This window comes from Rubrivirga litoralis (assembly GCF_031846415.1).
In the GTDB taxonomy this organism is placed as follows: domain Bacteria; phylum Bacteroidota; class Rhodothermia; order Rhodothermales; family Rubricoccaceae; genus Rubrivirga; species Rubrivirga litoralis.
In genome coordinates, this window is record NZ_JAVRHT010000049.1 from 1 (window position 1) to 19,437 (window position 19,437).

Below are 19,437 nucleotides of genomic sequence, written 5' to 3' on the forward strand. Positions count from 1 at the left end.
CGCATTTGTTCCGCCCCGCCCCGTTCAGACGTGGACGGGGTGGTGAGAGGCGAGGCCGCCGTCAACCGGAGGCGGCGGCAGTCCCCCTCCTGGCCAGGAGGGGCTAGGGGTGGTGGACGACGCGAGCAGCGCCGCACGACGAGGCACCGCCCCGCCCGATGCCACCCCGCCCGCAGGTGACACCCGTAGGAATAACCACGCGCCGCGGGCGGGGCGGTCCTGGGCGGTGCCGCCCCGCCCCACCTGTGCGCCGCGGCCTGACGGCGTTGCATGCAACGCCGCTACGATGGCCGCCCCACCGCGGGCGGGGCGGGGCACCTTGGCTGCCCGCGGCCCGTTTTCTCCCGACTTCCGCCCCGCCCGGTGGCGCCGGCGGGGCGGGGCGGCCATCTTCCGCCTTCCGCCTTCCGCCTTCCTGTGACCCTCGACGCCTACCGCGACCTGTTCGACCTCCCCGCCGACGTGGCCTACCTGGACCACGCGGCGACGGGCGTCCTCAGCCGGCCGGCGCGCGAGGCGGCCGTCGCGTTCCTCGACGCGCGGGCGGGGCGGGACCCGAGCCGCTCGCCCAACGACTACCCGACTGACCTGGAGCGCGTCGACCGCGCCCGGCGCCGCGCGGCCGCCCTCGTCGGCGCCGGCGTGCGCAACGTGGAGGTCGTGCCCAACACGTCGGCCGGGCTGGGGCTGCTGGCGTCCGGGCTCGACTGGCGGCCGGGCGACCGCGTCGTGGTGCCGGCCTGCGAGTTCCCGGCCAACGTCCTCCCGTGGCGGGCGCTCGAAGACCGCGGCGTGGCCGTCGACCTCGTGCCGCACCGCGAGGGCACGTTCACGGTCGAGGACGTCGAGGCCGTGCTCCGCCCCGAGACGCGGCTCGTGGCCGTCTCGTGGGTCCAGTTCCTCTCCGGCTTCCGGTGCGACCTGGACGGCCTCGGCGCGCTGTGCCGCGAGCGCGGCGTGCTCTTCGCTGTCGACGCCATCCAGGGCGTCGGCGCGCTCCGGCTCGACGTGGGAGCCGTGCGGCCGGACCTCGTCGCGTTCGGGGGGCACAAGTGGCTGTGCGGGATGCAGGGGGCCGGCGTCGTCGTCGTGGCCGACACGCTGCTCGACCGGCTCCGCCCCGCCCGCGGGTGGCTCAACGGGCCGATCGACTGGGACGACCTGGAGGCCGCCGGCCTCGCCCTCCACGACGACGCCACGCGGTTCCGCACGGGGACGCTGCCGACGGCCCAGCTCTACGCGCTCGACGCCGCGCTCGGCCTGTTCCTCGACGTGGGCGCCGACGCCGTCGAGGCCGCCGTGCTCGCCGGGGCGGGGCGGCTGGCCGACGGCCTCGCGCGCCTCGGCGCCCGGCGCTACGGGACCGACCACCCCGCCCGTGCATCCGGCATCGTGACGGTCGCGGTCGCCGACCCCGAGGGTCTCCACGCGCACCTCGCCGAGCGGGGCGTGGCCGTGTCGCTCCGAAACCGGCTCGTCCGCTTTGCGCCGCACGCCCACACGCGCGAGGCCGACCTCGACCGGGCGCTCGACGCCGTGGCCTCGTTCGGACGCGTCGCCGCGGGGGCATCGTGACCGACCGTGAGGCCGCGCGCGCGGCGAGCAACGAGCCCGACAAGGTCGAGACGGTCCTCGAACTGGAGGTGCCGCCGGGGCAGGCGCCGGTCCGCCTCGACGTGTACGTGACCGACAAGACGGCGAACGCGACGCGCTCCAAAGTGCAGCGCGCGGTCAAGGACGGCCGCGTCGACGTGAACGGGAAGACGGTCACGAAGGTGTCGACGCCGGTCCAGCCGGGCGACCGGATCGTGTGCCGCGTCATGCGCCCGCCGCCCATCGAGATCGTCCCCGAGGACATCCCGATCGACGTGCTCTACGAGGACGACACGCTCCTCGTGGTCAACAAGCCGGCGGGCATGGTCGTGCACCCGGCCTACGGCCACCGCTCGGGCACGCTCATCAACGCGCTCCTCTGGCACGTGGGTGCGGGGCCGGTGCGCGGCGACGAGATCGACGACGCGGACGACGACGACGTCGGCCTGTCCGTCGCCACGGCCGGCCCACGCTACGAGGGCGACCCGACGGTGCGGCCCGGCCTCGTGCACCGGCTCGACAAGGACACGACGGGCGTCATGGTGGTCGCCAAGACCGACGTGGCCGCGGCGCACCTGGGCAAGCAGTTCGCCGACCGGACGATCCGCCGCCGGTACCTCGCGCTGGTGTGGGGCGAGCCCGCCCCGCCCGAGGGCCGCGTCGAAGGCTGGCTCGGCCGGAGCCCCCGCGACCGCAAGCGGATCGCGACGCGTCCCGAGGGCGAGGGCAAGTGGGCGGCGACGGCCTACGAGACGGTCGAGCCGCTGGGCCACTTCGCGCTCCTCCGGTTCCGCCTGGAGACCGGCCGGACGCACCAGATCCGCGTCCACGCGCAGTCCATCGGCCACCCGGTCTTCGGCGACCCGACCTACGGCGGCGACGCCGTCGTCTACGGCCGCCGCGACGGCTCGCGGAAGGCGTTCGTCGGCAACCTCCTCGCGCGGCTCGGCCCGCGCCAGGCGCTCCACGCGCACACGCTCGGCTTCGAGCACCCGACGACGGGCGAGTCCCTGGACTTCGAGGCTCCGCTGCCGGAGGACATGGCGTGGGTGCTCCAGCGCATCCGCGACGTGGAGGGGTAGGCGCGCCTGCGGCTCGCGGGGAAATGGGACACGCCGGGCAGGGTGGCGCCGAGTTTGTTCCGCCCCGGCCCGTTCACACCTGGGCGGGGTGGTGACCGGCGAGGCCGCCGTCAACCTGGGGCGACGGCAGTCCCCCCCTGGCCACCGCGAAGCGTCGGCGCAGCCAAGAGGGGCTAGGGGTGGTCGTGACGAGGGCGGGGCGGTCCAGCATGGAACCGCCCTGCCCGATCCCGCCCCGCCCAGCATTACGCGCCGTGCCCGGACGGGCGACCGCCGGTCGCCCCTACGGTGCCCGCCCCGCTCGTGCGCGTTGCGGGCGGGGTGGCGCATCTTCGGGCCGCGGCCCGCTGGGAACGTTGGGCGGGGCGGGGCGGTCCGTCTGCCCATGCCCACCGCCCCGCCCCTCTCCGACCTGCTCCCGCCCGAACACATCGTCGTCGGCCTCGACGTGGCGACGAGGGAGGAGGTGGTCGGCGCGCTCGTCCGCGCCGTGGCCGCGGACGGGGCCGTCGTCGACGCCGAGCGCCTGGAGGCCGACGTGCTCGCCCGCGAGGCGATGATGTCGACCGGCGTCGGGCACGGCGTCGCGCTCCCGCACGCGCGGAGCGCAGCGACCTCCGGGACCGTCGCCGCGCTCGCCACGCTGGGCCGGCCCGTCGACTTCGCCTCGTTCGACGGCGAGCCGGTCGAGATCGCCGTGCTCCTGGCCGGCCCGGAGGCCGAGCGGGGCGGGCACGTCCGGCTCCTCAGCCGGCTCAGCCTCCTCCTCTCCGACGTGGACCTCCGCCGCCGGCTCCGCGAGGCGGCCACGCCCGCCGAGGCCGCCGCCGCGCTCCGCGACGCCGAGGCCGTCGCCTCGTAAACCACCCCGCCCTCGCATGACTCCCACCGCCCTCACGATCGCCGGCTCCGACTCGGGCGGGGGCGCCGGCATCCAGGCCGACCTCAAGGCGTTCGAGGCCAACGGCGTGTTCGGCATGAGCGTCGTAACCGCGATCACGGCCCAGAACACGCGCGAGGTCACGGCGGTCCACGAGGTGCCGCCGGACGTCGTGGCCGCCCAGATCGACGCCGTCGCGGCGGACCTCCCCGTCGGCGCGGTCAAGACGGGGATGCTGGCCTCGGCCGCCATCATCGACGCGGTCGCGGGCGGGGTGGCCCGCTGGGGGCTCGGCCCGGTCGTGGTCGACCCGGTCATGGTGACGACGAACGGCGACCTGCTCCTCCACGCCGACGCCGTCGAGGCCGTCCGCCGCCAGATGCTCCCGCTCGCCGACCTCGTGACCCCGAACGCCCACGAGGCCGCCGCGCTCGCCGGCGGCCGCGTGCGGACGCTGGACGACGCCCGCCGCGCCGCCCGCGCGATCCTGGCGATGGGGCCGCGCGCCGTCCTCGTCAAAGGCGGCCACCTTGACGGCGAGGCCGACGCCGTCGACCTCCTGCTGACCGAGTGGGGCGAGACGCTCTACCGCGAGGACCGCATCGACACGACGAGCACGCACGGGACGGGCTGCACCTACGCGAGCGCGATCGCGGCCGGGCTCGCGCGCGGCCACGACCTCGAAGACGCCGTCGGCCGCGCGCGGCGCTACCTCCAGGGTGCCATCCGCCACGGGCTCGACCTCGGCGGCGGCCACGGGCCGACGTCGCACTTCTGGTTCCTGGACCGCGAGCCGGCCGCCCCGCCCACGCCGGCCTAAAGCGCGCAGGCGGGGCCGTGGAGCCGCTCGGGCGGGGCGGGGCGGGGCTCCCCGTCGTCTTCACTTGAGGCGCGCTCCGCTGACGGCCTATCTTGGGGTCCTCGCGCGGGTCCACGCCCGCCGAGACGCGCCGGTAGCTCAGCTGGATAGAGCGTCGCACTACGGATGCGAAGGTCGGGAGTTCGAATCTTCCCCGGCGTACAAAAGAGTAGGCGGAGGCCCCTGAGTCACAACGACGCGGGGGCCTCCGCGTTTGTGTGGGTCCGGGTACAGGGTTCAGTCCGCCCCGCCCCATCGGCTGCTCGCTGCACCATTGATGGGGTCGTTTCGTGGAGCGGCCCGCGCGGCGGGCGGAGCGAGATGTGGAGTCACGACGGACCCGGGGCGACTCTGAGGAGAGTCCTACGCGCCGCCGGTGCGCCCCCTCAGCAGGGACGGCCCCGAACAGTCCGGATCCTCCCTCGTTGTCCTTGGGCCGCCACCCCGCCCGCCGTGCGCCTTCTCGTCCTCGCCGCCGCCCTCCTCGCCGTGCCCGTCGCCGCCCAGGACGGCGGCGCCCCGGGCCGTGCCCCGCTGCCCCCGGACTCGGTCCTCACCCGCGACGGCCCGCCTCTTACCCTCCTCATGAGCCGGGGCGGGTACTCGGTCGTCGGCCCCGCCGCGGGTGGGACCGGACTGTGGGTCACGGCCGTCCAGCGCGGCGGAACCGTATTCACCCCCTGCGGGAGCGTCGCTGAGCAATGGGCGGGCGGCGACGCGTGGACTCCGGTCGACACGCTCGACTGTGAGGCGCCGCCCATGCCCTCGCTCAACGCCTCCGCGGCCGAGGTCGCCGTGGCCCAAATCCACCTCAACCCCGACTTCCTCCAGCGGCTCGTCGCGGCGAATGGGCGGGGCAACTTCCGAATGGTCTACCTCGCGACCGACTCCAGAGGCCGCCCGCTCCCCGACACCCTCCGCGCGACGCCGCCGTTCGTGCTCGTCGACTTCGCCTCCGTCCACGCCGAGGCCGTCGAGGCGCTCCGCGCTCGCCCGGGGTGGCGAGCCCTCGCCGTCGGGCGCCGCGAGAACCACCGCTACTTCTGGGGGGCGTCGTGGTCCTACGGGTCCGCTGCGGCTGCCGCGAACCGGGCGCTCGACGAGTGCCGGGAGCGAGCTACGGGGGAGGGGGACAGCCCGTGCTGGGTCGAGCGCGTTGAGGCGCCGGTGACGCCCGGCTCAGACTGACTCCGCCCGCGCCGTGACCGACCTCCCCCCGTACCGGCCGCCCCGCCCGCTCCGCAGCGGGCACGTCCAGTCGGTGCTGCCCACGCTGTTCCGCCGCGTCCGCGTGGCGTACCGCCGCGAGCGGCTGGAGCTGGCCGACGGCGACCTTCTCGACCTCGACTGGACCGGCTCGTCCGACGGCGCCCGCGTCGCCGTCGTCGCGCACGGGCTCGAGGGCAGCACCGACCGGGCCTACGTCCGCGGCATGGCCCGGGCGCTCGCCCGGCGCGGGTGGACCGTCTGCGCGTGGAACCTCCGCGGGTGCTCCGGCGAGCCCAACCGGCTCGCGCGGACTTATCACAGCGGCGTCTCCGACGACCTCGACGCCGTCGTCCGCCGCGTCCTCGACCGCCCCGCCCCCGGCGGTTCAGGCGGGCGGGGCGGGCAGGCTGCGGGCGCAAACCGCGGGGGCGGGGCGAGGGCCGTCGCCGTCGTCGGGTTCAGCCTGGGCGGCAACGTCACGCTCAAGTGGCTCGGCGAGCGGGGCGGCGACGTCGACCGGCGCGTCGTGGGCGGCGTCGGGATCTCCGTGCCCGTCGACCTGGCCTCGGCGTCGGCCGTCATGGAGCGCCCGAGCCGGCGCGTCTACATGGCCCGCTTTCTCCGCTCGCTCGGCGACAAGGTGGCCGACAAGGCCGCCCGCCATGAGGGCGTCCCCGACGCCGGCCCCATCCGCGGGATGCGGTCGTTCCGCGAGTTCGACGGCCACGTCACCGCCCCGCTCCACGGGTTCGACAGCGCCGAGGACTACTGGACGCGGGCGTCGTCGCTCCCGCTCCTGGGCGCGATCCGCGTGCCGACGCTGCTCGTGCAGGCCCTCGACGACCCGTTCCTCTCGCCCGCGTGCTACCCCCGCGCCGAGGCCGCGCGGAACCCGTCGCTCACGCTCCTCACACCCGAGCACGGCGGCCACGTCGGGTTTGTCGAGCGGGGCGGCGAGTTCTGGTCCGAAACGGTGACCTCGCAGTTCCTCGACGCGGCCCTCCTTCCGACGCCCCGCTCCACCACCCCGCCCGGCGCATGACCCTCCGCCCGCTCCTCGCCCTGTGCGCCCTCGTCTCCCTCACCGCCTGCGACTCGTTCGAGGAGGTCGAGGGCGAGGTGCTCCCCGACAACCTCGTCGTCGAGACGGTCGACCTCGTCCAGAGCGCGGGCGGGGCGGTGACGCTCACGGCGACGGTCCGCAACGAGGGGGACGTCGGCTTTTCCGTGGCGGCGCTCGCGTTCACGGTGGAAGGAGAAGGGGAGGGGCCGAGCCGCCTCGCCGGCGGAGTCGTCCCGGGCGGGTTGGCCGCCGGCGCGAGGGGGGTGATCGCGGAGACGGTCCCAGACGTCGCCTTCAGGGTCGACTGCTACCGCTACACCGTCGAGGTCGACGCCGCCACGGCTAACCAGACCGTCAGCCGGGCGAAGGCGTACCCCGGCACCTGCGGCGACTAGCCGGCCGCCTCCGCGAGCCGCTCCGCCCCGCCCTCGACGGCGTAGAGCAGGAGAAAGCGGCGGAGGAGGTCGTCGGCCGCCGGCGACGGGCGGAGCGTGTCGAGGACGGCGGCGAACACGTCGTCGTCGGCCATCTCGGGGTAGTACGGCCGGTAGGTCACGAGGCGCGCGCGCTCGGTCGCCTCGTCGAGCTCGCTGTGGAACTGGGTCCCGTAGACGGGCGCGTCGGCGAGGCGGAACGCCTGGTGCGGCGCGCGGTCGTTGGACGCCAGCTCGACGGCGCCGGGCGGCAGCGCGCTCACGCGGTCGTGGTGGCCCATCTGCGTGGGGAACCGGGCCGGCAGCGTCGAGAACAGCGGGTCCGCCCCGCCCGCCGCCGTCAGCGCCACGTCGTGCGTGCCCATCTCGGCCCGGCTCGGGTCGTGGACCACCTCGCCGCCGAACGCGCGCGCGACGAACTGGTGGCCCCAGCACGACCCGAACAGCGGCACGCCGCGGTCGGCGCACGCGCGGCACACGTCGACCAGGCTCTGCGTCCACCCGAACGTGTCGACGACCGAGTAGGCGCCGGCGCCCCCGATCATGACCGCGTCGACGTCGTCGAGGAGGGCGGGGGAGAGGGCGTCGGAGAGCGCGTCGGTGACCGCGAGCTGGTCCACGCGGAGCCCCGTCCGCTCGCGGAAGCTCGCCTGCTCCTCGGCGATCACGGCGGGCCGCTCGCGGACCTGGATCAGGCGGACGCGGACGTGGTCGAGGTCGGGGGCCATGAGCGGGGTGGTCCAGAGGGCGGGGCGGAGCCCGCGTACGGCGCCGGGGCGGGGCGGGTGCCCGGGCGTAAGACGGCCGCCCCGCCCGCCGTCTACAGGGCGATTGTTTCCCCCGCACACTCCCCCCTCTAGATCCCATGGCACAGACCGACTCCATCGTCCTCGGCGGCGGCTGCTTCTGGTGCACCGAGGCCGTCATGAAGCCGCTCCGCGGCGTCGAGCGCGTCGTCTCCGGCTACGCCAACGGCCACGTCAAGAACCCGACCTACCGCGAGGTCTGCTCCGGCCGGACGGGCCACAACGAGGTCGTCGAGGTCACGTTCGACCCCGACGTCGTCTCGCTCCACGACCTGCTCGCCGTCTTCTTCGCGACCCACGACCCGACGACGCTGAACCGCCAGGGCGCCGACCGCGGCACGCAGTACCGCTCGGGCGTCTACTACACGACCGAGGAGCAGAAGGCGACGGCCGAGGCCGTGGCCGCCGAGGTGGCCCCGTCGTTCGACGACCCGATCGTGACCGAGATCGTCCCGCTCGACTCGTTCTACCCGGCCGAGGACTACCACCAGGACTACTTCGAGCGCAACCCGGCCCAGCCGTACTGCGCGGCCGTCATCGCGCCAAAGGTGACCAAGCTCCGGTCGCGCTACCTCGACAAGCTGGCGGTGCCGGCCTAGAGCACCCTTCGGGTGGGTACGGGGTACGAGGTACGGCCCGATTTGACCTCGGCGCACGCGTACCTCGTACCGAGTACCCTGTACCTCCCTGCGCGTTGCTCTAGCGGCGGACTGCGCCGGCTCGACGGTGGGGCGGGGTGGAGCCTGCGAACGGGCGGTGAAGAGGGCGCCCCCAGCCTTGCGCCCCGCCCCGCCCGAGCCCTACCTTCCGTGTGCCCCCGAGCGGGGCGGACACTCCTCGGTAGCTCAGTGGTAGAGCATGCGGCTGTTAACCGCAGGGTCGTAGGTTCAAATCCTACCCGGGGAGCCCACGGCGGCCCTTCTGCAGAGCAGAGGGGCCGTTTTTGCGTTCGGCCCGTCTGAACCGCCCCGCCCCGCCCCGCCGAGCACTGGCCACGGGCGGGGTGGCCGGCCCTCTTGACTGGGCTCCGCCTGCGCGGGGACGACGCTTGGGGGGCGCTCGCGAACAGCCTCGGGGCGGGGTGGCCGCCCTGGAACCCGCCGCCCCGCCCAGGGAGAACGGGAGGAAGGCGCGGGGCCGCGGCACCCTGGCCGGCCGGGCGGGTACCACACCCTCTCCCACAGACCTGCCCGATGAAAGCCCCCTCGTTCGTCTCCTTCATGGTCTCGCCCGCAGGCCGTGCGCTCCGCGTCGCCGCCGGGCTGGGCCTGCTCGTCTCCGGCTACGCCCGCCGGGGCACGACCGGCGGCAAGGCCCGAGCCGCGCTCGCCCTCGTCCCGCTCGCCGCTGGCGCCTTCGACGTGTGCGTGCTGGGGCCGCCGCTCGACGCCCCGCTCGACGGGTCCGCGGCCCGCGCCGAGCTCCGCGCGGGGGCCTGACCGATGCTCTACGCTCTCCTCTGCGTCTCTCTCTTCGCGGCCCCGGGCGGGGCGGACCACGCGCCGGAGCCGCCCCGCCCGGGCGCCACGGTCACGGCCGCCCCGCCCGCCGACAGCGTCGACGTCGCCCGCCTCTCGCCGGAGGAGGCCGCCGCGTTCCTCGCCGAGACGCCCGACGCCGTCGTCGTCGACGTGCGCACGCCGGCCGAGGTGGCGGCGTCGGGGCGGCTCGCGGGCGCGATCGTGCTCGACGTGACGGCGCCGGGCTTCGAGACCCGCGCGCTGAACGCCCTCGACCTCGACAGGCCCCTGCTCGTCTACTGCCGCTCGGGGACCCGCGCGGAGCGGGCCGCCCGCCGCCTCGCCGTGCTGGGCGCCTCCCGCCTCGCGAACGCGGGCGGCTTCGACGCCCTCGCCGCCGCCGGCCTCGCCACCGAGCCCTACACGCCGTAACGCCCGCCATGCCCGACCGATTCCAGACCGACGTGCTCGACAAGAGCCACGAAAAACCCGTCCTCGTCGACTTCTGGGCGCCGTGGTGCGGCCCGTGCCGCGTGCTCGGGCCGACCATCGAGCGGCTGGCGCGCGAGAGCGCCGGCCGGTGGCGGCTCGTCAAGATCAACACGGACAAGCACCCCGAGCTCTCGCAGCGGTTCGGCATCCGCGGGATCCCGGCCGTGAAGATGTTCTCGGGCGGGGCGGTCGTCGCCGAGTTCACGGGCGCCCTTCCGGAGCCGGCGCTGCGCCAGTGGCTCAGCGAGCACCTGCCGGCGCCCGCGTAGTGGCCGCCCCGCCCGACCCGCTCCCGCTCCGCGACCGGCTCGCGCTCGACCGGACGGTCCTCGCCAACGAGCGGACGCTCCTGGCCTACCTCCGCACCGCGCTGGGGCTCGTCGCGACGGGCGCGGCGCTCGTCCACTTTACCGACGACGTGGGCTTCGAGGTCGTCGGGTGGGCGAGCCTGGCCGTCTCGCCACTCGTCGTCGCCGTGGGCGCGTGGCGCTTTGCGCGCGTGCGCCGCCGGCTCGACGCCGAGCAGGCGGCCTAGCCCGCCCGGCCCGGGCGCGCCGGTGGGCGCTCGGCGACGAGCGCGCGGAGGGCGGGGCGGAGCGCGGCTTCGAGCAGCAGCCCCTCGTGGCGCATCCGCACGCGCCCGCCCCGGTCGATGACGAGCGTGGTCGGGAGCACGGCGGCCGGCGGCGGCGATCCCGCGACGGGCGGGCCGACCAGGAGCGGGTAGTCCATGCCGTACCGCTCGGCAAAGGCGCGGACGTCGGCGAGGTCGTCGTCCTGCGAGACCCCGAGAAACTGGACGTCGCCCGCGAACTCGGCCTGGAGGTCGACGAACCCGGGCGTCTCGACGACGCACGGCGGGCACCACGTGGCCCACACATTGAGCACGACGACCTGGCCGGCGTAGTTGGCCGGCCCGTGCGTGCCCCCGCCCAGCGCGGCGTAGGTCACGTCCGGCGCCGCCCCGAGGTCCGGGAGGTCGAGGTCGGGGACGAGCCGGCGGACGACGAAGACGGCGAGCACGAGCACGGCCGCCCACTGGAGGAGCGTCCACGCCCGCCGCCGCCCCGCCCCGCTCGGCCGCTGGGCGGGGCGGTCGGGGGAACCGGCGGCACGGGCGGGGTGGTCGGGAGGAGCGTCGCGCACGCGGGCAGGGGCGGGAGCCACCCAGCGGTGCGGCTCCAGGAGCGAAGTCAAAAGGCGGCCGCCCCGCCCCCGGCTACTCGTAGTAGGCGACGACGAGGGTTTCGGACGGCGTCGCGCCGACGTTCTCGACGGCGTAGTTCCGGGCCGTCTCCCAGCTCACGCTGCCCGCCTCGCCCTGGACGCGGACGTCCGGGGAGTCGCCGCCGAACTCGTCGCCCTGCGACCGCTCCTCCTCGAACTCCGAGAGCGCCACGACCACGCGGCTAAACGCCGAGTGGGGCGGGAGCGACTCGCCCGGCGCCAGCGTCACCAGGGCGACGCCGACGTCGTCGTTCGACACGAGCACGTCGACGGCCGGGCTGTCGATCCGGTCGATCTGCGTGAGCTCGTACGGGAAGCGAATGTCCTCGTCCGGGTCCTCACGGCGGTCGGGGAGCGGGTTGGCCCACCGCTCGAAAAAGAGCAGCTGCGCGTCGGCGTCGCCCGCGTTCGTGATCCGCGTCGGGGCGTCGTAGAACGCGGCCGAGCCCGCGGCCCACTCCGTCGGCGCGTCGTCGACGGTGACGGACGCGTCGGAGTAGGCGTAGACGACCCAGTTTTCCCCGTTCTGCATCGCCACCGACGCTCCGGGCGGGAGGGCGAAGTACGAGGCCTCGACGTAAGGGCCGGAGAGGAGCCGCGCGGCGTAGGACGGCAGGTCGCCGCCCAGCGTCTCCGGGTCGGCGGCCTCCGGCGGCTGGACCGGCTCGGTCACGAGCGGGGCGGGGCGGTCGGCGACCGCCGCGTCGTCGGGGGCGTCCTGGCACCCCAGCGCGAGCGTGCACAGGGCGAGGGAGAAGGCCAGAGTGCGCATGGGGCGGGGCGGTGGGGCTCGGCTGTACCGGGCGCCCGCCCCGCCCGTTCCACCCCGCTCGGTTCGCCCCGCCCGTTCCGCCCCGCCCGTTCCACCCCGCCCGGTTCGGCACGGAGCCTTTGAACAGGTCGACCGCCGCGCGTCCCGGCGCGGGCTTCTCAGGTTGCGTACCCAGTACCTCGTACCTCAGAGGACGGGCGCGAGCAGCCGCGTCGACCGCGCCGCCAGCCGGAACGGGAACGACTGCGCCGTCAGGTCCTCCTCGGTCAGCCGCGTCGACCGCGCGAGGTCGGCCTCGAGCATGGCCTCGACGTCGGCGCAGAACGCGGCGTCGTGGGCGAGGCAGGTGACCTCGAAGTTGAGCCGGAACGAGCGGTTGTCGAAGTTGGCCGTCCCCACCGCCGCGTAGTCGTCGTCGACCAGGATCACCTTCTGGTGCATGAACCCGTCCTCGTAGAGGAACACCTTGACGCCCACGTGCTCGACGTCGGGGAGGAAGGCGTAGGGCACGAACCGGAACATCCACGAGTCGACCATGCGCGGCATGATCACGCGGACGTCGACGCCGCGCAGCGCCGCCGACTGGAGCGCCCCGAGTACGAGGCCGTCGGGGACGAAGTACGGGCTCGCGATCCACACCCGGTGCTCGGCCGCGGCGATGGCCTGCGCGTAGAGGAGCCCGGCCGTCTCGACGCGGTCGGCCGGCCCCGACGCGACGACGAGGGCGTTCTGGTCGCGGTCGCTCCCCGCCAGCTCCCACGGGAGCTCGGGGACCTCGCCCCGCCCGTAGTACCAGTCGCGCGCGAACGTGAGCTGGAGCGCCTGGGCCGCCGGCCCCTCGACGGCCAGGTGCGTGTCGCGCCACGGGCTGAGCGTGGGGTCGAGGCCGAGGTACTCGTCGCCCACGTTGAGGCCGCCCACGAACGCGCGCTGGCCGTCCACGACGACGATCTTGCGGTGGTTGCGGAAGTTGATGCGGAACCGGCCCAGCCACCCGCGCTCGCCGCTGAACTCGTTGACCTCGACACCGGCCTCGCGGAGCGTGCGGACGTAGCGCCGCGGGAGGCTGTGGCTGCCGACGCCGTCGTAGACGAAGAACACGTGGACGCCCCGGGCGGCGGCGTCGAGCAGGCTCCGCTGGAAGCGGCGCCCGAGCCGGTCGTCGTGGACGATGTAGAACTGGGCGACGACCGTGTGCTCGGCCGCGTCGATGGCGCCGAGGATGGCGTCGAACGTGTCTTTACCGTCGACCAGCAGGCGCAGCGAGTTCCCGCGGAGGAACGGGAGCCGCGACAGGTTCGCGAAGCCGCGGAGCTCCGACGCCGTCCGCTCGTCGCAGGCGGCCTCGGGCGGGACCTCCCAGCGCTCGAGCGAGCGCTGGGCGCGCTCGAGCCGGGCCGTCACCTCGTCGTCGAACTGGCGGACGGCCCGGACGTAGCCCTCGAACCGTGACCGCCCGAACGCCCAGTAGAGCGGGAGCGTGACGAGGGGCAGGAGCACGAGCGCCACGACCCAGGCCGCCGAGCCCTGCGGCGTCCGCGCGTGCATGATGGCGTCGACGGCGCTCAGCACGCCGAGCACCTGGACGAGGGGGAGCAGGAAGCCGAACGCCCACCCGATCATGTCGGCGGTCGTCATCGGGTCGTCAAACATCGGGGGCGGGAGCGGCGCAGAGGCGGCCGTCTGGTGGGCGGGGCGGGAAACGTAGGGGCGACCGGCGGTCGCCCGTCGGGCGGGGCGGGGCGGATACCGGGCGGGGCGGTCGGGCGTCAGCCTGCGGAGGGCGCCGCCGGGCCGACGACGCGGACCGCGTCCGGGACGCCCTCGATGACGACGGGCGACGGGAGGCGGACCACGTCGCCGTCCATGAGCACGCGGACGCGCGGCTCGTCGGCGGCGAGCTCGACGCGCTCGGCCACCGAGGCGTCGAGGTGCCGGTCGAGGCGCCCCCGGAGCAGGCGGCGCCCGACGCGGAGCGCGTCGACCGGCCCGTCCGGCGTGGCGACGTAGACGTTGAGGCTCCCGTCCGTGCGGCGGTCGAGGACGCCGAACTGGAAGAGGCTGGGGGCGTAGCGGTTTGGGGTCGCGAACACGAACGGCGTCTCGAACGAGGCGCGGCGCCCGTCGAGGTCGGCGTCGAGGCGGAGCCGGTCCATGTGGAGCAGCGCGCCGAGCGCGACCGGCACCGTGGCGAGCACGCGGCCGAGCCGGCTCCCGTGGCTCTCGCGCCGCTGCACGACGACGTCGGGCGCGAGCCCGAGCGCGGCGTTGTTCAGGAACAGCCGCCCGCCCGCGCGGCCTGCCGACACCGGCCGCGCCACGCCCTCCCGGATCGTCTGGGCGGCGGCGGCGAGCTCGGTCGGCAGGCCGAGGCCGCGGGCAAAGTGGTTGAACGTGCCCATCGGGAGCACGCCCATCGGGACCGCCCCGCCCGCCAGCGCCTCGGCCACGGCGCGGACCGTCCCGTCGCCGCCGGCGGCGACGACCACGTCCGACTCCGCGGCGGCCCGGCGCACGTGGGCCGCGAGCGCGTCGTCGCCCTCGCCGCCGACCGTCCGCACGGTGGCCTGCGCGCCGGCCCGCTCGAACGCCGCCGCGATCTCGTCGGGCATCGGGCGCGTAGCCGCCCCGCTCGCGGGGGTAATCAAGACGCCGACGCGCATGGGGCGGGGTGGGAGCGTGGGGCGGGAGGCTCCCGCAGAGGCCCGGGGCCGTTCCGCGAAACGTACGCTCTGCCGCCCCGCCTGTCCGGCAGCCGCGGGCGGGGCGGGGTGGCGGTCGCCGTGCGCCGCGGGAGCCTAGCGGCCCCGGAGGCACCCGGGCGCCTCCGGGACGTACGGCCCCGTGCGCCCGCCCCGCCCGCGGACGGGCGCCGAAGGCCGAAGCCGTTTCCCCCCGCCCCGCCCGCCGTGCTCGTCGACACCCACGCCCACCTCTACCTCGACGCCTTCGACGCCGACCGCGACGCCGTCGTGGCGCGCGCCCACGCCGCCGGCGTCGGCGTCGTGATCCAGCCGGCCGTCGACGTGGCCTCGATCGAAGATGCGCTCGCGCTGTGCGACGCCTACGACGGCGTCTGGGCGATGGCGGCGGTACACCCGACCTATGTGGCCGACGCGGCCCCCGACGCCCTCGCGCGCGTCGGGGCGGCCCTCGCGGACCGCCGCGTGCTCGCCGTCGGCGAGTCGGGGCTGGACTACTACTGGAGCCGCGACCACGAGCAGGCGCAGCGCGCCTCGCTTCGCGCGCACGCTCGGCTCGCGGTCCGCCACGGGCTCCCACTCGTGCTCCACAACCGCGACCGGAAGGGGTCCGACGACGCCTCGCGCGACCTCGTGCAGATCGTGAGGGAGGTTCAAGCGGAGGGTGAGGGGACGTTGGGCGGGGTGTTCCACTGCTTCGGCGGGCCGGCGTGGCTGGCCGCCGAGGTCCTCGACCTGGGGTTCCACGTCGGCCTGGGCGGCACGCTCACGTTCAAGAACGCGGGCGTGGCCGAGGCCGTCGCCGAGGTGCCGCTCGACCGGATCGTGCTGGAGACCGACGCCCCGTACCTCGCGCCGACGCCGCACCGCGGGGGCCGCAACGAGCCGGCCTACACCGCCCTCGTGGCGCAGCGCCTGGCCGACGTCCGCGGCCTGCCCGTCGAGGAGGTCGCCGAGCGGACGACGGCGACGGCGCGGGCGCTTTTTTCGATCCCCGACGCCGCCCCGCCCGCCTGAGGGCGGGGCGGTCCCTCAGCGCTCGGCCACCCCGCCCGCGGCGGCGGGGTCAGTTCAGTTTAGTGCCGAGTGCCGAGAGCGAATCGGGCTGGTCGTAGCGGACCACGTAGGTCCGCTCCCACTCGGCGAAGGAGTTGACGGTGACGAAACGGGTTTCCAGCCGCCTCCCCGTGAACCGGAGGCGGACGGCGCCCGGGTCCCCCGGGACCCCTTCGCCGGTGAAGGTCCCTGCCAAGGCCAAGTGGCCGTCCTCATAGATCCGGTACCGGCCGTCGCGGTCGATCTCGAACCGCTCGGCTTCGGTTCTCGGGCCGACCGACGAGTTGAACCCCCACATGTGCAGGCTGGTCCACACTCCGTACACCCACGTCGGCACGGGCGCGGGCGGCCCGGCCACCTCCCGCGGTGGGAAGAACCCCGCGCACCCAGCGCAGGAGGACAGGAGGACGGCCAGGGAGAGCTCGCGGATCATGGCTGCTGAGGGGCTGGGGAGGGAGAGCCGCGGGCCGGCCGGCCGATGTAACGGCGCCCGCCCCACGTTGTGCCCCCGCCCGCGACGGGAGCGGGGCGGCCGAGTGAAGACCCGGGGCAGGCTGGACCCGCCCCGCCCGCGATACTTTTAAGACACGGCGCAGACCGCGCCCTCACACGACTGTCCTCCCCACGCCCGATCGACCGGGGGGGCGGTCTTCTCCCGTATCGCAGATCGGCAGAGGATCGAATGATCACGAAAGAACAAAAGCAAGAGATCGCCGCCAAGCACGGCGCGAGCGCGCAGGACACCGGAAAGCCCGAGGTCCAGATCGCCCTCTTCACCGCCCGCATCAACGACCTGACGGAGCACCTCCGGACGCACACGAAGGACCACGCGTCCCGTCTCGGCCTGCTCAAGCTCGTCGGCAAGCGGCGCCGGCTCCTGGCCTACCTCCGAAACAGCGACATCGAGCGGTACCGCTCCTTGATCGCCGAGCTCGGCCTGCGTCGGTAACCCCATGCGGCGGCTCCCACAGCGGGGGCCGCCGTGTTTCGTTTCGGCCGCCCCGCCCGCGGGTGGGAGGCCGAACCCCAGCGGCACCCGGCCGCTCTGCCCGCCGGCAGTCCGTTCTCTCGAGCGCCCCACGGCGCCGCCCCGCGAGGGCGGGGTGGGGCGCCCGCGAGAACAGATTCCCGGCCCGCCTTCCGAGGCGTCGGGCGGGGCGGGGGCCGCCGCGTTCCAACCAGGGCCTGAACCAGACCGGCCCGCACCCCACACTCCCCATGGAAGCCCCCCAGGCATTCACCCAGACCATCGAGGTCGGCGGCAAGACGCTGACGCTCGAGACCGGCAAGCTCGCCAAGCAGGCGGACGGCGCCGTCGTCGCCCGCCTCGGCGACACCGTCACGCTCTCGACAGCCGTCACGGCGACGAGCGCCAAGCCCGGCCAGCACTTTTTCCCGCTCACCGTCGACTACCGCGAGCGCTTTAGCTCGAAGGGCGCCTTCCCCGGCGGCTTCTTCAAGCGCGAGGGCCGACCGACCGACAAGGAGACGCTGACGTCGCGGCTCATCGACCGGACCATCCGCCCGCTCTTCCCCGACGGGTTCCGTAACGAGGTCCAGGTCCTCAACTACGTCCTCTCGGCCGACGAGGAGATCGACGCCGACGTCGTCGCCGGCATCGGCTCGTCGGCCGCGCTCTCGCTCTCTGGGAGCCCGTTCGACGGCCCGACCGCCCACGTCCGCGTCGGCCGCGTCGACGGCGACTTCGTGCTGTTCCCGACCCACGAGGAGCGGCAGGGCTCGGACATCGACCTCATCGTCGCCGGCAAGTCCGACGCGATCGCGATGGTCGAGGGCGAGATGGACGAGATCTCCGAGGACGACATGGTGTCGGCCCTGGAGTTCGCGTTCGAGGCCATCAAGGACATCGTCGCCGGCATCCAGGAGCTCGTCTCGCAGCGCGACGAGCGCGATGGGGCGCCCCAGCCGCTCGAGTACGAGACGGTCGCCGCCGACGAGGCGCTCGTGGACTCGGTCTACAAGCAGATCAAGGGCGACGTCGACAAGCACCTCCGCAAGGACGACTACGACAAGGCCAGCTTCTACGACGGCATCCGCGAGATCCGCGACGCGCTCGTCACCGACATGTTCGGCGAGGGCGACGACGCCAAGGAGGAGGTCGACGGCCACTCGGTCTCCGACGTCAAGGAGGCGTTCAAGGCGGCCGAGAGCCGCGTGATGCGCGAGATGATCCTCGACGACGGGCGCCGCCTCGACGGCCGCAAGACGGACGAGATCCGCGACATCTGGACCGAGATCGACTACCTCCCCCGCGTCCACGGCTCGGCCGTGTTCACGCGCGGCGAGACGCAGGCGCTCGTCATGGTGACGCTGGGGACCGGCCGCGACGTGCAGGCCGTCGACCAGGTGTTCGACCAGGAGGACAAGCGGTTCTACCTCCACTACAACTTCCCGCCGTTCTCCGTCGGCGAGACCAAGTTCCTCCGCGGGCCGTCGCGCCGCGAGATCGGCCACGGCATGCTCGCCGAGCGCGCGCTCCGCAAGGTGATGCCGCCCGAGCAGGACTTCCCGTACACGGTCCGCATCATCTCCGACGTGCTCGAGTCCAACGGGTCGTCGTCGATGGCCTCCGTCTGCGGCGGGTCGATGGCGCTCATGGCCGCCGGCGTCCCGACCGACAAGCCGGTCGCCGGCATCGCGATGGGCCTCATCGCCGAGGGCGACAAGGTGGCCATCCTGAGCGACATCCTGGGCACCGAGGACCACCTCGGCGACATGGACTTCAAGCTCTGCGGCACCGAGGACGGCATCACCGCGTGCCAGATGGACATCAAGATCGACGGGCTCGCCATGTCGACCATGCGCGAGGCGCTGGAGCAGGCCCGGGCCGGCCGCCAGCACATCCTGGCCGAGATGGCCAAGACCATCGAGCACCCCCGCGAGGACATCTCGCCGACCGCCCCGCGCCTCATCCAGGTCGTCATCGACCAGGAGTTCATCGGCGCCATCATCGGGCCGGGCGGCAAGATCATCAAGGGGATCCAGGCCGACACCGGCGCCTCGATCGACATCGACGAGCGCGACGGGAAGGGCTACGTGACCGTCGCCGCCCCGAACATGGACTCGGCCCACGGCGCCGTCGACATCATCCGCGGCATCGTGACGCAGCCTGAGGTCGGCGAGAAGTACACGGGCACGGTCAAGAACCTGCTCCCGTTCGGCGCGATCCTCGAGATCATGCCGGGCAAGGAGGCCATGCTCCACGTGTCGGAGATCGCCCACGGCTACGTGGACGACCCGGCCGACGAGATGCAGGTCGGCGACAAGCTGGACGTCCAGCTGATCGAGATCCGCGACGGCGGCAAGCTCCGTGTGAGCCGTAAGCCGTTCCTCCCGGAGCCCACCGAAGAGGAGAAGGAGGAGATGGCCAAGCGCCGCTCGTCGAACGGCGACGGCGGTGGTGGGGGAGGCGGCCGGGGCCGCGGTCGAGGCCGCCGCCGCGACTAGACCACCCCGCCCCGAGGCCCCGCCTCGTCCGGCACGCGCCCGCCCCGCTCGTCGGGGCGGGCGCTTTGTTGTGGCCGCTCCGCGCGAGGGCGGGGTGGAGGGCGCCGCCCCGCCCCCAGCGGACCGCCGCCGTGCCTCCGCGCGCTCTCGCGGGCGGGGCGGGGTGGCTCCGCGGCCGTCGCGGCTCGGCGTGCAGACCGTCGGGTTCGTGCAGCACGGGCCGCCCCGCCCGATAGCCTGCTCCCGGCTCGGCGCTACGTCGGTGACCCTGCGGCCCAGCCGGGATTCCCGTCCAGTCCGCAGGCTACGAGCGGGGGTTAGCACGAGCTTCTGT

Annotated in this window: 21 protein-coding genes and 2 tRNA genes; 17 read left to right on the plus strand and 6 right to left on the minus strand. The window is 74.5% G+C overall.

All coding sequences use genetic code 11. From position 1 onward, the window contains the following. The first annotated feature begins 417 nt into the window (after positions 1-417). From RM540_RS14945 to RM540_RS14980, 8 genes are all read left to right on the plus strand, one after another. Positions 418-1,575, plus strand: a complete 1,158-nt coding sequence (locus RM540_RS14945) for an aminotransferase class V-fold PLP-dependent enzyme (RefSeq protein WP_311665559.1) — start codon at positions 418-420, stop codon at positions 1,573-1,575. Then, positions 1,572-2,675 (plus strand): RluA family pseudouridine synthase, encoded by a 1,104-nt coding sequence (locus RM540_RS14950; RefSeq protein WP_311665562.1) that lies wholly within the window; start codon positions 1,572-1,574, stop codon positions 2,673-2,675. The genes RM540_RS14945 and RM540_RS14950 overlap by 4 nt, the downstream gene beginning before the upstream one ends. A 385-nt stretch (positions 2,676-3,060) precedes the next feature. Then, positions 3,061-3,537 carry a PTS sugar transporter subunit IIA gene (locus RM540_RS14955; protein ID WP_311665565.1) on the plus strand — a complete coding sequence of 159 codons (477 nt, stop codon included), beginning with the start codon at positions 3,061-3,063 and terminating at the stop codon, positions 3,535-3,537. 16 nt (positions 3,538-3,553) lie between these two features. After that, entirely contained in the window at positions 3,554-4,375 is an 822-nt protein-coding gene (gene thiD / locus RM540_RS14960; RefSeq protein WP_311665567.1) for a bifunctional hydroxymethylpyrimidine kinase/phosphomethylpyrimidine kinase, read from the plus strand. Positions 4,376-4,502: 127 nt separating this feature from the next. Continuing rightward, positions 4,503-4,576: transfer RNA gene (locus RM540_RS14965), tRNA-Arg, on the plus strand. A gap of 291 nt (positions 4,577-4,867) precedes the next feature. Then, positions 4,868-5,602, plus strand: coding sequence for a hypothetical protein (locus tag RM540_RS14970; protein ID WP_311665569.1), 735 nt, complete (start codon positions 4,868-4,870; stop codon positions 5,600-5,602). A gap of 13 nt (positions 5,603-5,615) precedes the next feature. After that, complete coding sequence (locus RM540_RS14975) at positions 5,616-6,665, plus strand: YheT family hydrolase (RefSeq protein ID WP_311665571.1); 1,050 nt, start codon at positions 5,616-5,618, stop codon at positions 6,663-6,665. Beyond that, positions 6,662-7,081 (plus strand): hypothetical protein, encoded by a 420-nt coding sequence (locus tag RM540_RS14980; protein ID WP_311665572.1) that lies wholly within the window; start codon positions 6,662-6,664, stop codon positions 7,079-7,081. The genes RM540_RS14975 and RM540_RS14980 overlap by 4 nt, the downstream gene beginning before the upstream one ends. Here RM540_RS14980 and RM540_RS14985 read toward each other — a convergent pair. Then, the gene (locus RM540_RS14985) at positions 7,078-7,848 is read right to left on the minus strand and encodes a type 1 glutamine amidotransferase (protein WP_311665574.1); all 771 of its coding nucleotides are present in this window, start codon (positions 7,846-7,848) and stop codon (positions 7,078-7,080) included. The two genes, RM540_RS14980 and RM540_RS14985, sit on opposite strands and share 4 nt — an antisense overlap. Positions 7,849-7,985: 137 nt before the next feature. Here RM540_RS14985 and msrA point away from each other — a divergent pair, with 137 nt between their 5' ends. The 6 genes from msrA to RM540_RS15015 all read left to right on the plus strand — a co-directional run bounded on the left by msrA (position 7,986) and on the right by RM540_RS15015 (position 10,413). Next, a complete protein-coding gene (gene msrA, locus RM540_RS14990; protein WP_311665576.1) occupies positions 7,986-8,525 on the plus strand; it encodes a peptide-methionine (S)-S-oxide reductase MsrA in 540 nt (179 codons plus the stop codon). 235 nt (positions 8,526-8,760) lie between these two features. After that, positions 8,761-8,832: transfer RNA gene (locus RM540_RS14995), tRNA-Asn, on the plus strand. Between the two features lie 287 nt (positions 8,833-9,119). Then, positions 9,120-9,365, plus strand: coding sequence for a YgaP-like transmembrane domain (locus RM540_RS15000; RefSeq protein WP_311665578.1), 246 nt, complete (start codon positions 9,120-9,122; stop codon positions 9,363-9,365). Between the two features lie 3 nt (positions 9,366-9,368). Further along, entirely contained in the window at positions 9,369-9,818 is a 450-nt protein-coding gene (locus RM540_RS15005; RefSeq protein ID WP_311665580.1) for a rhodanese-like domain-containing protein, read from the plus strand. Between the two features lie 8 nt (positions 9,819-9,826). After that, positions 9,827-10,147, plus strand: a complete 321-nt coding sequence (gene trxA / locus RM540_RS15010; protein ID WP_311665582.1) for a thioredoxin — start codon at positions 9,827-9,829, stop codon at positions 10,145-10,147. Beyond that, complete coding sequence (locus RM540_RS15015) at positions 10,147-10,413, plus strand: DUF202 domain-containing protein (RefSeq protein ID WP_311665584.1); 267 nt, start codon at positions 10,147-10,149, stop codon at positions 10,411-10,413. The genes trxA and RM540_RS15015 overlap by 1 nt, the downstream gene beginning before the upstream one ends. Here the strand turns inward: RM540_RS15015 and RM540_RS15020 are convergent. From RM540_RS15020 to RM540_RS15035, 4 genes are all read right to left on the minus strand, one after another. After that, a complete protein-coding gene (locus tag RM540_RS15020; protein ID WP_311665586.1) occupies positions 10,410-11,024 on the minus strand; it encodes a TlpA family protein disulfide reductase in 615 nt (204 codons plus the stop codon). The two genes, RM540_RS15015 and RM540_RS15020, sit on opposite strands and share 4 nt — an antisense overlap. A gap of 73 nt (positions 11,025-11,097) precedes the next feature. Continuing rightward, positions 11,098-11,877: a hypothetical protein gene (locus RM540_RS15025; protein WP_311665588.1), complete on the minus strand. Its 780-nt coding sequence runs from the start codon at positions 11,875-11,877 to the stop codon at positions 11,098-11,100. Between the two features lie 186 nt (positions 11,878-12,063). Continuing rightward, on the minus strand, positions 12,064-13,530 hold the full coding sequence (gene cls / locus RM540_RS15030; protein WP_311665590.1) for a cardiolipin synthase: 1,467 nt from the start codon (positions 13,528-13,530) through the stop codon (positions 12,064-12,066). Between the two features lie 116 nt (positions 13,531-13,646). Further along, positions 13,647-14,540, minus strand: a complete 894-nt coding sequence (locus tag RM540_RS15035; RefSeq protein ID WP_311665592.1) for a diacylglycerol/lipid kinase family protein — start codon at positions 14,538-14,540, stop codon at positions 13,647-13,649. A gap of 246 nt (positions 14,541-14,786) precedes the next feature. Here RM540_RS15035 and RM540_RS15040 point away from each other — a divergent pair, with 246 nt between their 5' ends. Continuing rightward, positions 14,787-15,596: a TatD family hydrolase gene (locus RM540_RS15040; protein WP_311665594.1), complete on the plus strand. Its 810-nt coding sequence runs from the start codon at positions 14,787-14,789 to the stop codon at positions 15,594-15,596. Between the two features lie 49 nt (positions 15,597-15,645). On the opposite strand, the gene RM540_RS15045 is transcribed toward RM540_RS15040, so the two are convergent. After that, positions 15,646-16,068 carry a hypothetical protein gene (locus RM540_RS15045; RefSeq protein ID WP_311665596.1) on the minus strand — a complete coding sequence of 141 codons (423 nt, stop codon included), beginning with the start codon at positions 16,066-16,068 and terminating at the stop codon, positions 15,646-15,648. Positions 16,069-16,317: 249 nt separating this feature from the next. Here RM540_RS15045 and rpsO point away from each other — a divergent pair, with 249 nt between their 5' ends. After that, positions 16,318-16,584 (plus strand): 30S ribosomal protein S15, encoded by a 267-nt coding sequence (gene rpsO, locus RM540_RS15050; protein WP_311665598.1) that lies wholly within the window; start codon positions 16,318-16,320, stop codon positions 16,582-16,584. Positions 16,585-16,853: 269 nt separating this feature from the next. Beyond that, the gene (gene pnp / locus RM540_RS15055) at positions 16,854-19,103 is read left to right on the plus strand and encodes a polyribonucleotide nucleotidyltransferase (RefSeq protein ID WP_311665600.1); all 2,250 of its coding nucleotides are present in this window, start codon (positions 16,854-16,856) and stop codon (positions 19,101-19,103) included. Positions 19,104-19,437: the final 334 nt, after the last annotated feature.

Coding starts and splice junctions, on each gene's coding strand:
- thiD (WP_311665567.1), top strand. CDS start 3,554: ATGACTCCCACCGCCCTCACGATCGCCGGCTCCGACTCGGGCGGGGGC.
- RM540_RS14980 (WP_311665572.1), top strand. CDS start 6,662: ATGACCCTCCGCCCGCTCCTCGCCCTGTGCGCCCTCGTCTCCCTCACC.
- RM540_RS15000 (WP_311665578.1), top strand. CDS start 9,120: ATGAAAGCCCCCTCGTTCGTCTCCTTCATGGTCTCGCCCGCAGGCCGT.
- cls (WP_311665590.1), bottom strand. CDS start 13,530: ATGTTTGACGACCCGATGACGACCGCCGACATGATCGGGTGGGCGTTC.
- trxA (WP_311665582.1), top strand. CDS start 9,827: ATGCCCGACCGATTCCAGACCGACGTGCTCGACAAGAGCCACGAAAAA.
- msrA (WP_311665576.1), top strand. CDS start 7,986: ATGGCACAGACCGACTCCATCGTCCTCGGCGGCGGCTGCTTCTGGTGC.
- rpsO (WP_311665598.1), top strand. CDS start 16,318: ATGATCACGAAAGAACAAAAGCAAGAGATCGCCGCCAAGCACGGCGCG.
- RM540_RS15025 (WP_311665588.1), bottom strand. CDS start 11,877: ATGCGCACTCTGGCCTTCTCCCTCGCCCTGTGCACGCTCGCGCTGGGG.
- RM540_RS15005 (WP_311665580.1), top strand. CDS start 9,369: ATGCTCTACGCTCTCCTCTGCGTCTCTCTCTTCGCGGCCCCGGGCGGG.
- RM540_RS14955 (WP_311665565.1), top strand. CDS start 3,061: ATGCCCACCGCCCCGCCCCTCTCCGACCTGCTCCCGCCCGAACACATC.
- RM540_RS14985 (WP_311665574.1), bottom strand. CDS start 7,848: ATGGCCCCCGACCTCGACCACGTCCGCGTCCGCCTGATCCAGGTCCGC.
- RM540_RS15035 (WP_311665592.1), bottom strand. CDS start 14,540: ATGCGCGTCGGCGTCTTGATTACCCCCGCGAGCGGGGCGGCTACGCGC.
- pnp (WP_311665600.1), top strand. CDS start 16,854: ATGGAAGCCCCCCAGGCATTCACCCAGACCATCGAGGTCGGCGGCAAG.
- RM540_RS15045 (WP_311665596.1), bottom strand. CDS start 16,068: ATGATCCGCGAGCTCTCCCTGGCCGTCCTCCTGTCCTCCTGCGCTGGG.